Annotated in this window: 13 protein-coding genes; 8 read left to right on the top strand and 5 right to left on the bottom strand. The window is 69.8% G+C overall.

Going from position 1 to position 15,188, the window contains the following annotated elements; all coding sequences use genetic code 11:
* Nucleotides 1-6: 6 nt before the first annotated feature.
* The 4 genes from QZX79_RS10625 to QZX79_RS10610 are packed head-to-tail and all read right to left on the bottom strand — an operon-like array spanning nucleotide 7 to nucleotide 4,330.
* Nucleotides 7-918, bottom strand: a complete 912-nt coding sequence (locus QZX79_RS10625) for a carbohydrate ABC transporter permease (RefSeq protein WP_120166306.1) — start codon at nucleotides 916-918, stop codon at nucleotides 7-9.
* Nucleotides 915-1,838: a carbohydrate ABC transporter permease gene (locus QZX79_RS10620; protein ID WP_294568255.1), complete on the bottom strand. Its 924-nt coding sequence runs from the start codon at nucleotides 1,836-1,838 to the stop codon at nucleotides 915-917. Before QZX79_RS10620 ends, QZX79_RS10625 begins: the two co-directional genes overlap by 4 nt.
* Before the next feature lies 1 nt (nucleotide 1,839).
* Nucleotides 1,840-3,129 (bottom strand): ABC transporter substrate-binding protein, encoded by a 1,290-nt coding sequence (locus QZX79_RS10615; protein WP_294568254.1) that lies wholly within the window; start codon nucleotides 3,127-3,129, stop codon nucleotides 1,840-1,842.
* A 58-nt stretch (nucleotides 3,130-3,187) separates the two neighbouring features.
* Nucleotides 3,188-4,330 (bottom strand): Gfo/Idh/MocA family protein, encoded by a 1,143-nt coding sequence (locus QZX79_RS10610; protein WP_294568253.1) that lies wholly within the window; start codon nucleotides 4,328-4,330, stop codon nucleotides 3,188-3,190.
* Nucleotides 4,331-4,466: 136 nt separating this feature from the next.
* Here QZX79_RS10610 and QZX79_RS10605 point away from each other — a divergent pair, with 136 nt between their 5' ends.
* The 7 genes from QZX79_RS10605 to QZX79_RS10575 all read left to right on the top strand — a co-directional run bounded on the left by QZX79_RS10605 (nucleotide 4,467) and on the right by QZX79_RS10575 (nucleotide 12,096).
* A complete protein-coding gene (locus QZX79_RS10605; protein WP_294568252.1) occupies nucleotides 4,467-5,681 on the top strand; it encodes an ROK family transcriptional regulator in 1,215 nt (404 codons plus the stop codon).
* Between the two features lie 113 nt (nucleotides 5,682-5,794).
* The gene (locus QZX79_RS10600; protein WP_120166296.1) at nucleotides 5,795-6,142 is read left to right on the top strand and encodes a metal-sensitive transcriptional regulator; all 348 of its coding nucleotides are present in this window, start codon (nucleotides 5,795-5,797) and stop codon (nucleotides 6,140-6,142) included.
* Between the two features lie 33 nt (nucleotides 6,143-6,175).
* Nucleotides 6,176-6,400, top strand: coding sequence for a heavy-metal-associated domain-containing protein (locus QZX79_RS10595; protein ID WP_120166294.1), 225 nt, complete (start codon nucleotides 6,176-6,178; stop codon nucleotides 6,398-6,400).
* Nucleotides 6,397-8,634 carry a cation-translocating P-type ATPase gene (locus QZX79_RS10590; protein ID WP_294568251.1) on the top strand — a complete coding sequence of 746 codons (2,238 nt, stop codon included), beginning with the start codon at nucleotides 6,397-6,399 and terminating at the stop codon, nucleotides 8,632-8,634. The genes QZX79_RS10595 and QZX79_RS10590 overlap by 4 nt, the downstream gene beginning before the upstream one ends.
* 127 nt (nucleotides 8,635-8,761) lie before the next feature.
* A complete protein-coding gene (locus QZX79_RS10585; RefSeq protein ID WP_294568250.1) occupies nucleotides 8,762-9,889 on the top strand; it encodes a glycosyltransferase family 1 protein in 1,128 nt (375 codons plus the stop codon).
* Between the two features lie 15 nt (nucleotides 9,890-9,904).
* A complete protein-coding gene (locus QZX79_RS10580; protein ID WP_294568249.1) occupies nucleotides 9,905-11,263 on the top strand; it encodes a UDP-glucose/GDP-mannose dehydrogenase family protein in 1,359 nt (452 codons plus the stop codon).
* Nucleotides 11,264-11,277: 14 nt separating this feature from the next.
* The gene (locus QZX79_RS10575; protein ID WP_294568248.1) at nucleotides 11,278-12,096 is read left to right on the top strand and encodes an SGNH/GDSL hydrolase family protein; all 819 of its coding nucleotides are present in this window, start codon (nucleotides 11,278-11,280) and stop codon (nucleotides 12,094-12,096) included.
* A gap of 1,378 nt (nucleotides 12,097-13,474) precedes the next feature.
* Here QZX79_RS10575 and QZX79_RS10570 read toward each other — a convergent pair.
* Complete coding sequence (locus QZX79_RS10570) at nucleotides 13,475-14,446, bottom strand: DMT family transporter (RefSeq protein WP_294568247.1); 972 nt, start codon at nucleotides 14,444-14,446, stop codon at nucleotides 13,475-13,477.
* A 110-nt stretch (nucleotides 14,447-14,556) separates the two neighbouring features.
* Here QZX79_RS10570 and QZX79_RS10565 point away from each other — a divergent pair, with 110 nt between their 5' ends.
* The gene (locus QZX79_RS10565; RefSeq protein WP_294568246.1) at nucleotides 14,557-15,099 is read left to right on the top strand and encodes an ABATE domain-containing protein; all 543 of its coding nucleotides are present in this window, start codon (nucleotides 14,557-14,559) and stop codon (nucleotides 15,097-15,099) included.
* The last annotated feature ends 89 nt before the right edge of the window (nucleotides 15,100-15,188 follow it).

The following is a 15,188-nucleotide window of genomic DNA, read 5'->3' as shown; positions in this document are numbered from 1 at the left end:
TCCGGCTCAGCCCTTGACGGCGCCGGAGATGAAGCCCTCGGCCACCTGGCGCTGCATGAGCAGGAACAGGACGACGACGGGGATGATCGTGATGAGGGTTCCGGCGGCCAGCGGCCCGATGTCCAGGGACCGTCCGCCGGTGAACTGGTAGAGACCGGTGGTGAGGGGACGGAACTCCCCGCCCGGCAGGTACAGCAGCGGCACCAGGAAGTTGTTCCAGTTCTGGATGAAGGTGAAGACGCCCAGGGCGCCGGCGCCGGAGGAGACCAGGGGAAGCATGACCTTCAGGAAGATCTGCCACTCCGAGGCACCGTCTACCCGGGCCGCCTGTTCCAGTTCCAGGGGAAGGTCGGAGAAGAACGCCCGCATGAAGAAGGTTCCGAAGGACACCCCGGTGGAGGTGAGCACCAGGATGGCGCCGGGGAGGGTGTCGAGGAGGCCGAGCCCGCGGAGCTGGAAGTAGAGCGGGATCATGTAGGCGAAGAACGGGACGAGCAGGCCCAGGACCACGAGGTAGAAGGCCACCGAACGCCCCCGGAAGGGGAGGCGGGCGAAGGTGTAGCCGGCCATGGTGGACAGGACGACCACGAGCAGGGTGCTGGGCACGCTCAGCAGGATGCTGTTGAGCAGGTAGCTGCCGAAGTCGCCCACCACCCACGCGTTCTGGAGGTTCTCCAGGGAGAACGAGGAGAACAGCCCGAAGGGGTTGGTGCGCACGTCCTCCTCGGACTTCAGCGCCGTGGAGATCACCAGGATCACCGGGAAGAGGGAGACCGCGGAGAGCACAATCAGCAGGAGGTGCTTGCCCGTCAGCGCAGTGCGCCGGCGGGGCGACATGCCGTTGTCTTCGCGGGGTGCCCCCACCCCGCGCCGGGGTGGAGGTGCCGTTTCAGTGGTGGGTGCAGTTGTGGTGGTCATGCGCCTGTTCCTTGGAGAGAGAGCCGCCGCTGCAGCCGGTTGAGCGCCACGGCGAAGGGTACCGAGAGCGCGGTGATCAGCAGGGCCAGGGTGGTGCCGTAGCTGATCTGGCTGAGCTGGAAGGCATTGGTGTAGGCGTAGGTGCCAATGACGTTGGTGGCATTGGCGGGCCCGCCGCCGGTCATGATGAAGATGATGTCGAAGACGCTGAACCCGCCCACGAGGGTCACGGTGGTGACCATGAGGAAGACGGGCATGATCTGGGGCAGGATGATGTACCACAGCTGCTGCACGGCGTTGACGCCGTCGAGCCGGGAGGCGTCCATGAGCGCCCCGTCGACGTTGCGCAGCGCGGACAGGAAGATGATGAGCACGAAGCCGGTCGTGGCCCAGATCGCGGTGACCAGGACCGCGTAGAGCGCCGTGTTCGGGTTGCCCAGCCAGCCGGTGGCGAGCTGGTCCAGGCCCACCACCTGCAGCGCCTTGTTGACCCAGCCGCTGACCGGGTCATAGATCCAGCCCCACACGATGCCGATGGCCACCTGGGGAAGGACGTACGGGAGGAAGAACGCGAGCCGGTAGAAGATGCCGGCGTTGCGGACCTTCCACAGCAGCAGCGCCTGCGCGAGTCCGATCAGCAGGGGTGCGGCGGTGCCGATCGCGATCCAGATGGCGTTGTTGCCCAGTGCGTGCCACACCTCGGGGTCGGTGAGCAGCCGGGCGTAGTTCTGCAGGCCCACGAAGGCAGGCGTCGGGTCGATTCCGTCGAAGTCGACGAAGGAATAGTAGATGGCGTTCCCGAGCGGGAAGAGGAAGAAAACGATCACCAGCAGCATCAGCGGGCTGATGAGCGCGATGCCCAGGCGGGTCTGGGCCCGCCGGGTGACCTTGGGGGTCGTCAGGGAAATAGGTGTGCTCATGTCACTTGTCCTCGGCAGCTTGCTTGCTTGCGGTCTGGAGGTCCTGGGCGACGGCCTCGGCGGTCTTCTGGCCCGTGAGGATGCCCTGGAAGCCGTCCCACATGGTCTTGTTGAAGGTGTCGGTGGTCAGGACGTCGATGTTGTAGCCGAACTCGCCCGAGCCTTCGGCGATCTTCGCCGTATCCTCGATGACCTGAGCGAACAGCGGGGAGACCTCGAGCCCTTCGGTGTCCACCGGGAAGGCCGGGATGGTGCCGATGGTTTCGACCTGCCAGCGCCCGTGCTCTTCGGACTGGAGGTAGTCCAGGAGCTCGACGGCTCCTTCGGGGTTCTCCGTGTCGGCCGAGACGAAGCTTCCGCCGCCGAGGCCGCCGGTGAAGATGCCGGGGCCGTCCTCGGCGGGGAAGGGCAGGAACCCGACCTCGAAGTCCACCGTCTCCTGCAGTGAGGAGATGAGCCAGCTTCCGGTGGGGTTCATAGCGGCGTCGCCCTTGTAGAACAGGGCGTTGCCGTTGTCGTAGGTCAGGGCGTTGGGAGAATCGGGCAGGTGCCCGTCCTTGGCGAAGCCGCTCCAGGTCTTCAGGGCGGCAACCACCTCGGGCGAGGTCCACGGCATGCTGCCGTCGAGCAGCTTCTCCATCCCGTCCGGACCGACGCGGCTGGACAGGGCCATGCTGAACAGGTGGCCGCCCTGCCAGCCTTCCTTGTCGTTGACGGCGAAGGGGGTCACGCCCGCCGCGGTGAAGGTTTCCGCCGCCTTCTGGAGGTCGGAGAGGTTTTTCGGCTCCTGCACGCCCTGCTTCTTGAACAGGTCCTTGTTGTAAAAGATGCCGACCTCCTCCAGCTGGGTCGGCACGCCGGAGATCTTCCCGTCGAAGGTGACCCGCTCACGGGCGAAGTCGTAGATCTTCCAGTCGTTTTCCTTGTACGCGTCGGTGAGGTCGTACAGGAGGCCCGCTTCGGCGAGGGTGCCGGCGAAGCCGGGCCCCGTGTCGTAGTTGAAGACATCCGGACCCTCGCCGGAGCGCAGCTGCGTCTGCAGGACGGTGCGGAGGTTCTCCAGCGGCAGGACGTCGAGGGTGACCTCGATTCCGGATTCCTTCTCGAACTCCTCCAGGTCGGACCGGATCGCATCAAGTTCCGAGGGGCGTTCGGGCTGGCTGATGAGGTAGCGAAGACCGTCGGACCCGTCCCCCGCGGCATCCGGCGCGGCTCCGGTGCATCCCGTCACTGCCAGGGCCAGGGTTGCTGCGGCGGCTGCCGCCGCCCGGGTCGAAGCTGGTTTCTTCATCGTTGACTTCCTTGTCTCGGTGTTGTGCATGGAGGAACGCTGAGGGAGCTGCGGGTGGCTAACTTTCCGGCTGGGAAGCGCCGGCCGCCGATACGGTGAGCAGCGCCGGGGAGAAGTCCCCGACCCGCACCCAGGTGCCGCGCTCGGCGGAGGCAAGGACCGCCTCGGTGATCGCCGCCGTCCGGAGTCCGTCCTCGAAGGTCGGCATCCGGTCCACGGCAGCGCCGCCGGAGACACTGGCATAGACATCGGCAACGAAGGCCCGGAAGGCGTCGTGGTAGCCCTGGGGGTGCCCGGCGGGAAGCGTCGACAGCTCGGCCGCCTCCGGGGAGAGGATGTTCGGGTCGCGGGTCAGAACCCGGTTGCCCTCGCGTCCACCCACCCACAGGGTCTCGGGCTGTTCCTGGTCGAAGCCCACGCTCACATTCGCCGTGCTGATCTCGAACCACAGCCTGTTCTTGCGCCCCGGTGACACCTGGCTGATGACGACCGAGCCGACGGCGCCCCGGTCGGTGCGGAAGGCGACGCTTGCGATGTCTTCGGTGGAGACCGCTCCGGCCGCACCGGGCCGGTCGGCGTAGGCCGTCTTGGTGAGTGCGGAGACCTCCTGGATGCGGTGGCCGCTGACCCACTCGACGAGGTCGCACCAGTGGGATCCAATGTCGGCAAAGGCCCGCGATGCGCCGCCCTTCCCGGCATCCACGCGCCAGTTGGTGTCCTCCGGGTTGGAGAGCCAGTCCTGGAGGTAGGAGCCGTGGATGAGATGGATGTTGCCGGCCGAACCGGCCTGCACCCGCGCCCGGGCCTCGGCAACGAGCGGGTGGTAGCGGTAGATGAACGGGACGGCCGCGGTCAGCCCCGACGTGCGGGCGCTGCCGGCCAGGGCGCGGGCCCCGGCAAGGTCAAGGGCGAGGGGCTTCTCGCAGACAACGTGCTTGCCGGCCTCAAGGGCCCGCGCGGCAAGCGGCTCATGGAGGTGGTTGGGCACGCAGAGGTGCACAACATCGATGTCCGGGTGGGTGATGAGGTCCTCGACCTCGAGGGCGGCGCTGCCCCCGGCCCATTCCCGCACGGCCCGCTCGGCCGAGGTGCGTGAGGATCCCGCGACGGCAACGACGCGTGCACCGACCCGGCGCGCGGCGTCTGCGTGGATCCGGCCCATCATGCCCGTTCCCACAATGCCAATACCCAGCTGTGTCACATGGCTCCCAAAGTCGAATGGTTTCCCGAAGTATCACTGGTATCACCAGCAACGTCCTGAGCATATGTTCTGTTTGATATGTAGACAAATGGTGAAAGTTTTCCAAATCTTGGCTAAACAGTGGCAGGATACTTTTATGACCTCCCCTTCCGGACGATCCCGCCCCGAGGCCCTCCCATCGGCACACTCCGACCTCAGCACCCTTCTGCATGCCATCGCCCGGCGGCCCCGGTGCACCCGGGCCTACCTGACCCGGCTCACCGGCCTGTCCCGGGGAACGGTGGCGAACCGCATCGAGGAGCTGATCGCCGCGGGCCTCGTGGTTGAGGAGGCCGGCGCCTCCAAGGGCGGCAGGCCTCCGGGGGAACTGAGGCTCAACGGGGCGGCCGGGGTGATCCTGGGGGCGGATCTGGGGTCCTCGCACTGCCGGGTCTCGGCGAGCGACCTCGCGGGCGTCCCCCTCGCGTCCGCGTCCTACGACCTACGGATCGCCGACGGCCCCGCCGCGGTCCTGGGGAGCCTTGACGAGGCGTTCCAGGGCCTGCTGTCCTCCGCGGGGAAGAGTCCCTCGGACGTCCGCGCCATCGGGATCGGGGTCCCGGGCCCGGTGGAGCACAGCACCGGCACCGTGGTGCGCCCGCCGATCATGCCCGGCTGGGACGGATTCGTCATCCCGGAGTTCTTCGCGGACCGATACAGCGTGCCGACGCTTGTGGACAATGACGCCAACCTTGCGGCGCTGGGCGAGTACTGGGCGCGCAGGGAGGACTATGAACACATCCTCTACGTCAAGATCAGCACCGGCATCGGCTGCGGCATCGTCAGCGGAGGCGCCCTGCACCGGGGCGCCCAGGGTGCGGCTGGGGACATCGGCCACATCCGGGTGCCCGGCGGCGAGGACCTGCTGTGCTCCTGCGGAAACATGGGCTGCCTCGAGGCCGTCGCGGGAGGAGACGCCCTGGCCCGCCGGCTGCGCGCCCAGGGGGTGGCCGAGGCGCGGACCAGCCGGGACGTCACCCGGCTGGCCGCCGAAGGCAACCCCTTCGCGCGGCGGGCCGTGCGCGAAGCCTCCGAGAGCATCGGCAGGGTGCTCGCGACCCTCGTGAGCTTCTACAACCCGAATGCGATTGTGGTCGGCGGGCCGTTCGCCGAACTGAACGAGGAACTCCTGGCCGGGATCCGCTCAGCCATCTACCACCGCGCGCTGCCCCTGGCCACCCGGTCCCTGCGCGTTGAGTCAAGTTCCCGTGCCGAGACGGTGGGCGTCCGGGGCGCCGAGGTGCTGGCGCTCCAGCAGGCGCTGTCCCCGGACGGCCTGCAGCAGCTGCTGGCGGCGCGCGTCGGTTCCTGAACGGCTCCGGACGAAGGCACCGCGGCCGGCGCCCCGCGGACCGGCCGGCGGACACCCGCGCACGCTTTCCATCGGATACCCCCTCGGGGTATGATTGACCGGAGGAGGCAGCCATGACCCAGGAAATCACCACAGCATCAACCGACGCGCCGGCCGGCGCACCGACCACGCACGGCTACAGCGGGGAGAAGGACGCGTACCTCAAGCGCCTGAAGCGCATCGAGGGACAGGTCCGCGGCATCGCCCGCATGGTCGACGAGGAGAAGTACTGCATCGACATCCTCACCCAGGTGGCGGCGATCAACAAGGCCCTCCACGCGGTCAGCCTGGGCCTGCTCGAGGACCACATCGCCCACTGCGTCGTGGATGCGGCCCAGGAGTCCCAGGCCACGGGAAACCCCGACCTCGTCCAGGACAAGGTCCAGGAGGCGGCTGCGGCCATCGGCCGCCTGCTGCGCTGAGTCCCACCCATCACCAGCCAAGGAGCACACACCATGACAACCACCACCGTCAGCATCTCCGGAATGACCTGCGGCCACTGCGTCGATGCGGTCACCAGCGAACTGCAGTCCCTCGAGGGCGTCCAGGGCGTTGAGATCGACCTGAACAAGGAGGGAATCTCCACGGCCACCGTCACCTCGGCCGGCCCGCTGGCCCCGGCCTCCATCGGCGAAGCCGTCGCCGAGGCCGGCTACCTCGTGGTCTCCAACGACGCATGACAACCCGCGCTGACAGGCCCGCGCCGGCCGCGGAGACCCGGGTCGTCGAACTGGCCATCCAGGGAATGACCTGCGCCTCCTGCGTCAGCCGTGTCGAGCGCAAACTGGGCAAACTCGAGGGTGTCGAGGCCAGCGTCAACCTCCCGCTCGAGTCGGCCGTGGTGCGGGTACCGGCCGGCGTGCCGGACCAGGTGCTGCTCGACACGGTCAAGGCCACCGGCTATTCGGCCCGCCTGAAGGACCCCGAGGAGCCGGGAGTCCAGGAGAGCGACGAGGGAGCTCCCACGGCCGCCCGGCTGCGCCCCCGCCTGCTCACCGCCGCCGTCCTGACGGTGCCCGTCCTGCTGATCTCGATGGTTCCCGCGCTGCAGTTCCCGGAGTGGGGCTGGATCGTCTTTGCCCTGTCGGCGCCGGTGGCCACCTGGGCTGCCTGGCCCTTCCACCGCGCCGCCCTCGTCAACGCCCGCCACGGCGCCTCCACCATGGACACCCTGGTGTCCATCGGGGTCGCCGCAGCCTTCGGCTTCTCGGCGTGGCAGCTCCTCTCGGTACCGGATCTGACCGCCCACCCCGGCATGGACATGGGGGCGCACGCCCTCTACTTCGAGGTGGCCGCGGTTATCGTGACCTTCCTCCTGCTCGGCCGCTACCTCGAGGCCAACGCCAAGCAGCGGGCCGGGAGTGCCCTGACATCGCTGCTGAACCTCGGAGCGAAGGACGCCCGCGTGCTGCGCACCGTCCACGGCGAACGCATCGAGCTCGGCATTCCGGCCTCCCAGCTCATCCCAGGGGACGAGATCGTGGTGCGCCCCGGGGAGAAGATCCCCACCGACGGCGTGGTGGCGCTCGGGCACAGCGCCGTCGACACCTCCCTGCTGACCGGTGAGTCAATCCCGGTGGAGGTTGGACCCGGTGACCGCGTCACCGGTGCCACGATGAACACCTCGGGCCGCCTCGTCGTTCGGGCCACCCGGGTCGGCAGCGAGACGACGCTGGCGCAGATGGGCCGGCTGGTCAGCCAGGCCCAGAGCGGCAAGGCCCGGATTGCACGCCTTGCCGACCGCATCAGCGCCGTCTTCGTGCCGGTCGTCCTCGGCATCGCCCTGGTCACCTTCGCCGCCTGGATGCTCCTTACCGGGGACCTCCAGGGCGCCTTCACCGCGGCGGTCGCCGTGCTGATCATCGCCTGCCCCTGCGCGCTCGGCCTCGCCACGCCGACGGCCCTGCTGACCGGTTCCGGGCGGGGCGCGCAGCTTGGCATCCTGATCCGCGGCCCCCAGGTGCTTGAGGACACCCGGACCATCGACACCATCGTGCTGGACAAGACGGGCACCGTCACCAGCGGCCGGCTGTCCGTCAGCGGCGTCGAGGTTCTCGGCCGCTACGGATCCGACGAGCTGCTGCGCCTCGCCGGAGCGGTCGAAGCCGCCAGTGAACATCCCATCGGTGCGGCCATCGCCGCCCGGACCACGGCCCTGCCCGCGGTTACCGCATTCACCAGCGCCCCCGGCGGCGGCGTACGCGGCACCGTCGAGGGGCTGGACGTGGTGGTGGGCCGGACCGGCTGGCTTGAGGAGCACGGCATTCTCCCCGGAACGGCCGAGGCCGGGGTGTTCGGGGCGGCCGAGGGCGCGGGTGCCACGGCCGTCTGGGTCGCCGTGGACGGCGCCGCGGCCGGGGTGATCTCCCTGAACGACACCGTGAAGGACGGGTCGGCACGGGCCGTCCGGCAGCTGAAGGAACTGGGCCTGCGGCCGATCCTGCTCACCGGAGACAACGCGGCCGCCGCGGCCCGCGTGGCCGCAGAGGTCGGCATCCCCCCGGCCGACGTGCGTGCCGGCGTACTGCCGGAAGGCAAGGTGGCGGTGATCCGCCAGCTCCAGCAGGAGGGTGCGACAGTCGCCATGGCCGGGGACGGCGTGAACGACGCGCCGGCGCTCGCCCAGGCCGACCTCGGGATCGCGATGGGCTCGGGCACCGATGTGGCCATCGAGGCCGCGGACATCACCGTGATGGGAAGCAGCCTCGAACAGGTGGCCCAGGCAGTCCGGCTGTCCCGCCGCACCCTGGCCACCATCAAGACGAACCTGTTCTGGGCCTTCTTCTACAACGTGGTCGGAATACCGATTGCCGCGCTGGGCCTGCTGAACCCCATTCTGGCCGGCGCCGCCATGGCGGCGAGTTCGGTGCTGGTGGTGGCCAACTCGCTGCGCCTGCGCCGCTTCGGCCGCTGAACCGCTGACCGCGGGCACCCCGGCGGCCGGCCGGGGTGCGCGGCCGGCTCCTGGTATTCACGGGAGCTTCCCCCACCAGCCACCTTCCGGACCCGGACCATCACCGTAGGAGTGCGACGGTGATCCGGTGAGGATCGTGGTCGTCGCCGAAACATTCCTGCCCGCCGTCAATGGGGTCACCCACTCCGTACAGAAGATGCTCGAGCATTTCGCCCTGCGCGGTGACGAGGTCCTGGTCATCGCGCCCTCCGCCGGCGGCCCTCCGGGGCCGGTGCCGGCGGCCGCCCGGGTCGTGCTGCTTCCATCGGTTCCCTTGGCCCGGTACGCCAGCGTGCGGATCGCGGTCGGCGGCGTCGCTCGAATCCGTCGGATCCTCGCCGACTTCGCTCCGGACCTGGTCCACCTCGCCTCCCCCTTCGAACTTGGCTGGCGGGCCGCCCGTGCCGCCGAGCAGCTGGGACTACCGGTCATCGCGGTCTACCAGACCGACATTCCCGGGTACGCGGCCAGGTACGGCGTGCCGTTCCTTGAGAACTGGGCCTGGCAGCGGGTCGAAAACATCCACGGTGGTGCCGCGCGAACCCTCGCACCATCGAGCCCCGCCGTCGCCCAGCTGCAGGACCGGGGCATTCCGAGGGTCCGCCTGTGGCGGCGCGGCGTCGACACACACCGGTTCCACCCCTCTCGACGCAGCACCACCCTGCGGGCCGGCATCGCACCCGACGGGACCCTGCTTATCGGCTACGTGGGACGGCTCGCCGCCGAGAAACAGGTGGAGGACCTGAGGGCCCTGGCCGGTATCGACAACACCCGCCTCGTCATCATCGGCGACGGGCCGCAGCGGCCGGCCCTTGAGGCAATGCTTCCCGACGCCGCGTTCCTGGGGTTCCTGGGCGGAGATGCGCTGGCCGCGGTGATGGCCAGCCTCGACCTCTTCGTCCACCCCGGTGAGCTTGAGACGTTCTGCCAGACCATCCAGGAAGCGATGGCCTCGGGCGTCCCCGTCGTCGCCACGGCCCGGGGCGGCCCGGTGGATCTGGTCGACAACTCACACACGGGCTGGCTCTACGAACCGGGCAACCTCGCCGACCTCCGGCGCCACGTGGAGGACCTGGCCGGAGACGACGCGAAACGCGCGGCCTTTTCCGCCGCTGCGTTCGCGGGCGTCCAGGGGCGCACCTGGCCGGTCCTGTGCGAGCTGCTGGTCCAGCACTACGAAGAAGCCATCAACGATCACGCCCTCCTTCACCTCTGAGCTTGGGGAAACACCATGAAGATCTCCGTCATCGGATGCGGCTACCTGGGTGCCGTGCACGCCGCCGCACTGTCCTCGCTGGGTCATACCGTCACCGGCATCGACAGCGACCCGGCCCGGGCCGCGCAGTTGGCGGCCGGGGCGGCCCCCTTCCACGAACCCGGGCTTGAGCCGCTGCTGCAGGGAGGACTCCGGGACGGAACACTGCACTTCACCACGGACCCCGCCGCCGCGGCCGGCGCCGACGTCCACTTTCTCTGCGTCGGCACCCCCCAGGAGAAGACAACCCGGCGCGCCGACCTAGGCTACGTCACCTCGGCGGTTCGGGACCTCGCCGCCCACCTGCGCCCGGGGTCAACCGTGGTGGGCAAGTCGACGGTCCCCGCCGGGACCGGCGCCATCCTCACCCGCCTCCTCGCCGGAACCGGGGCGGACCTGGGGTGGAACCCCGAGTTCCTCCGCCAGGGCACCGCGGTCGCCGACTCCCTGCAGCCGGACCGGCTGGTCTACGGCGTGCCCGACGGCGCGGCGGGAGCGCGGGTGGCCCGCGTCCTCGACGAGGTCTATGCCCCCCTGCTCCACGACGGCGTGCCCCGTCTCATCACCGGGCTCGTGACGGCCGAACTCACCAAGTCGGCGGCCAACGCGTTCCTGGCCCTGAAGATTTCCTACCTCAACGGCATCGCCGAGCTGTGCGAGAACGCGGGAGGCGACGTCGTCCACCTGGCCCGGGCCCTCGGCCTCGATGCCCGGATCGGTCCGAGGTACCTGCAGGCCGGCGCCGGCTTCGGCGGCGGCTGTCTCCCGAAGGACATCCGCTCCCTGCAGGCCCAGGCCGAGGATGCCGGTGCCGGCTCCCTCGGGCGGCTGCTGGCCCTGGTCGACACACTGAACACTGAAACCCGCCACCGGATCCACGAGACGGCCCGCCAGATGTGCGGCGGGCAGCTGGCCGGGCGCCGCATCACGGTCCTGGGAGCCGCCTTCAAGCCCGACACCGATGACATCCGCGACTCCCCTGCCCTCGACGTCGCCCTTCGACTCGCCGGCTCCGGCGCGGTGGTCACGGTCACGGATCCCCGTGCAGCAGGCCAGCCGTGGTTCCGCTACCCGGAGCTTCGCTTCGAGCCGGACACCGCGGCGGCGCTGCGCGGCGCCGAACTGACGGTCCTGCTCACCGAATGGGCCGAGTACCTCGCGCTCGACCCGCGCGAGGTCTCGTCCCTGGTGGACCGGTCCGCGGTCCTGGACGGACGCAATGCGCTGGACGCCGCCGCGTGGCGGTCTGCGGGGTGGTTCCACCGGGGTGTCGGGCGCGGCCGGCAGGCCGGACTCTCCACCGTCGACGCGGCCCACTCGGGCGTGGGGCCCTGAGGCCGGGGCCGCACATGCACCTCCAGCCGCCGGGTCTCCCGGGGCGCTATGTCGCTCTTGGCGATTCCTTCACCGAAGGGGTGGGGGATCCGAGCAGAATCCTCCCCAACGGCGTCCGCGGGTGGGCGGACCGGGTGGCCGAGCGGCTCGCGAAGTCCGCGCCGGGATGGGAATACGCGAACCTCGCCATCCGCAGCAAACGCCTGCGCCATATCGCCGCCGAACAGCTCGGCCCCGCCCTGGCCATGGAACCCACCCTGATCACGCTGTACGCCGGGGGAAACGACATTATGGATGCGGGGACTAACGTCGTCGAACTCCTCTCTTCCTACGAGCGGCTTGTTGCCCCACTGGCAGCGACGGGGGCACGGCTCCTGCTCTTCACCGGGTACGACGTCGAGGTCTCCCCGGCGCTGCGCCTGCTCCGGAAACGCAACCACGCCTACAACGACGGGGTGCGTGACATCGCAAGCCGGCATGGCGCGGTCCTCGTCGACTTCTGGGCCATGGATGCCTACCGCGACCGGAGGATGTGGGCGGCCGACCGCCTCCACATGTCGAAGGCGGGACACAAATACATGGCCACACAGGTGCTGGACCTGCTGGGGGTGCGGCACTCGCTGACGCCCAAGGAATGGGACCCGGCACCCCGGCGGACGCTGCGGGAATGGGAGTACGCCCAGCGCCGGTGGGTGCATGACTGGGTTCTTCCGCTGGCGCACCGGAAGCTCCGCCGGGTCACCCTCGGCGATTCCCTCCAGCCGCGCTGGCCCGAGCCGGTGCGGGTGCCGCCGAAGGGCGGGCTCCGCAAGCTGGCCAAGGCCGCGCGGTGACACCGCACCGATCTGCCTGCAGACCAAAAGAGGCGTGCTGTTCAACTCCGGGTCGCGCCGCCGTCCGGCCCGGTTGGCCCCGGCCTGGAACCCTGAAGGTGCCCGCCCCGCAGCGCCGCCGCGGCGGAAAGACCCAGCCCGCCCCCCTAGGAGACCGCTGATGAATCTTGTCCTGACCGCCCCGTCCCGACCGCCGGCCCCCGCCGCGGCGCCGCCGTCGACCCCGCCACCCCGGCGGGACCTCCCGCCGCGCATCGACAGCGGGATGTGGCGCGCCGGGCACGTCCAGGGCATCGCCGTGGACCAGGACCAGGGTTTCGTCTACTTCTCCTTCACCACCCTGCTGGTGAAAACCGACCTGTCCGGCACCGTCATCGGTTCGGTCACGGGGTTCACGGGCCATCTGGGCGACGTGGCCTTCAACCCGCACGACGGCCGGGTCTACGCCTCCCTCGAGTACAAGGCGGCGGCGTCCTTCTATGTGGCCGTCTTCGAGGTGGACCGGGTGACCCGCCGGGGAATGGATGCGGAATCCGACGGGGTGGTCACCGCCGTGTACCTGAAGGAGGTCGTCGACGATTTCACGGCGGTCGTCCGGACCGATGACGGACGGCACCTGGCGCACCGGTACGGCTGCAGCGGGATCGACGGCATCTCCTTCGGCCCCACCCCGGGCGATCCCGGCGGCCCGTGGCAGCTTATGGTGGCCTACGGCGTCTACTCGGACACCAGCCGAAACGACAACGACCACCAGGTGCTCCTGCAGTACGACCCGGCGGTGTTGAGGGCCTACGAGCGGACGCTGCGGCAGGACCGGCCCCACCGGAACGGACCGGACCGGCCCCAGGACAAGTTCTTTGTCCGCACCGGGAACACCCGCTTCGGGGTGCAGAACCTGAAGTACGACCCGCACACCGGGCACTGGTTCCTCGGCGTGTACCAGGGGGCCAAGGCCGGCTTTCCCAACTACCGCCTGTTTATGGTGGATGGGACGGTGCCGCCGGTGCGGGCTCCGCTCGGTACGGGCGCCGGGCCGGAGCACGGCCGGATGCTGCAGCTGCACCGCTCCGGGCTCCGCGATCCCGCCTCGGGCATCAACGGCTGGGATTTCCGCGCCGACGTCGGGTTTGAGGCACTCGGAGGCGGGTACTATTACGTCTCCGAGCCGCGCACGGGCCCGGCGGGCAGCGGAAGCCTCCTGCGCCTTCACCGGTGGACGGGCAACTCACCGGCGCCCTTCGACCCGGTGCCTCTCGATCGCTTGGACCGGACGGCCCGACCTGCGCCGGTTCCGGCCGGACCTTCGGGCCCCCTGCCGGCCCGGCCGTCGGTCCGGTCCTCGGAACAGGTCCGGTCCGTGGTGCCCGTCGACGGGGGCTCAGGCGCGCGGCACCGGCTCCACAACATTCGGCTGGTTGAGCGGATCGCGCGCCGCCCTTCCGGCGGCACGCAGTTCATCGACCCGGACGCACACCACGCCGGCGACGATCAGGGCGCCGCCGGCGAGCTGGATCAGCCCGGGGAGCTCGCCCAGGATCAGCCAGGCCGCAAGGACGGCGAAGACCACTTCGGTGAGTGCCGCGAAGGACGCCACCTTGGAGCCAAGCCGCTGGGCGGCGACGATGCCCGCGACGTACGCGGCCACCGTGGAGATGAGCACCAGCCCGGCCACCGGCACCAGCCAGGACGTCTCCCAGCCCGCCAGCACCACGTCGGTGAACACGAAGTGGAACGGCATCAGGCCGGTCAGCCCCAGGACCAGGATGGTGAGCGCCCCGGCCACCATGCCGCCGCCGGCCATGACCAGCGGCGGGAGGGAGTCCTGCACCCGGGCCGACATCAGGAAGAAGACGACGAGGCACACCGCCGCAGCGAGTCCGAAGAGCACCCCGACAGGGTCAAGCCGTTGCTCCGCGCCCAGGTCGAGCACCAGCAGCAGGCCGAGGACGGCGACGACGGAGCCCAGGGCGGTCAGCCGGTGCGGTGCCCGCCGCGAACGGATCCACAGCCAGCCCACCAGCAGCACCGGAGCCAGGTATTCGAGCAGCAGTGACACGCCGACCGACATCCGGGCGACCGCGTTGAAGTAGAAGAGCTGGCACAAAGCGATCGCCGTGACGCCGTAGATGGTCAGGGTCAGGGCGTTGCCGCGCAGCGTCGACCAGCGCCCCCGCAGGGAGAGGAGCACCGGCACCAGGAGCACCAGGGCAGCACCGCCGATGCGCACACCGACCGCCGCGCCCGGACTCCAGCCGATCTCGAGCAGGGATTTGGCGAACGGCCCGGAGACCCCGAAGGTTGCAGCGGACAGCAGCGCCACCCAGATGCCGGACGGTGGACGCTGTGCCATACGCTTGCCCCTCAGGTGACGATCCGCGGGATGTCCCCGCCTACGATGGTGTAATGACCAAAATATGGTTATGGTCGTGACACTAGCGGGCCGATTTGTCAGGAGTCAAGATGTCTTTCGCCTATGACACGGAAGTTGCGTTGGTGTCCGCTGCGGCGCTGATCAACACGGCAGCGGAGGACCCGGACGGGCTTTCCACACTGGCCGACCTCGACGCGTTCCTTGCCGCCCAGCAGTTCTCCGGCTCCCGCACCCACTCGCAGGCCGAGCTCGACGACGTGCGCGCGCTCCGCACCGAGCTCGAGGCCATCTGGCATGCCCCCGAGGACGAGGCCGTCGAGCGCGTCAACCGCATCCTCCGCGCGGCAGGCGCCCTGCCGCAGCTGGTACGCCACGACCACTGGGACTGGCATCTTCACGCCACGGGGCCGGAGGCGCCGCTCGCGGACCGGATGGCCACCGAGGCAGCGATGGCCCTCGCCGATGTCATCCGCGGACACGAACTCGAGCGGCTGCGCACGTGCGCCGCGGAGGACTGCGCGGCCGTGGTCCTTGATCTCAGCCGCAACCGGTCAAAGCGCTTCTGCGACACCGGAAACTGCGCCAACCGGACGCATGTGAAGGCCTACCGGGCCCGCCGGGCGGGGGCCTGAACCGCGGGCGGAACCGAAGGAGACGCCGAAGTCAGGCCAGGGACCCCGAGCCGGGCAGATGGCGGCTCGCCCCTCGGGAGCGGGCGTCG

The organism is uncultured Arthrobacter sp. (assembly GCF_902805515.1).
GTDB lineage: Bacteria > Actinomycetota > Actinomycetes > Actinomycetales > Micrococcaceae > Arthrobacter_D.
This window is presented reverse-complemented; position numbering and strand designations above follow the sequence as displayed.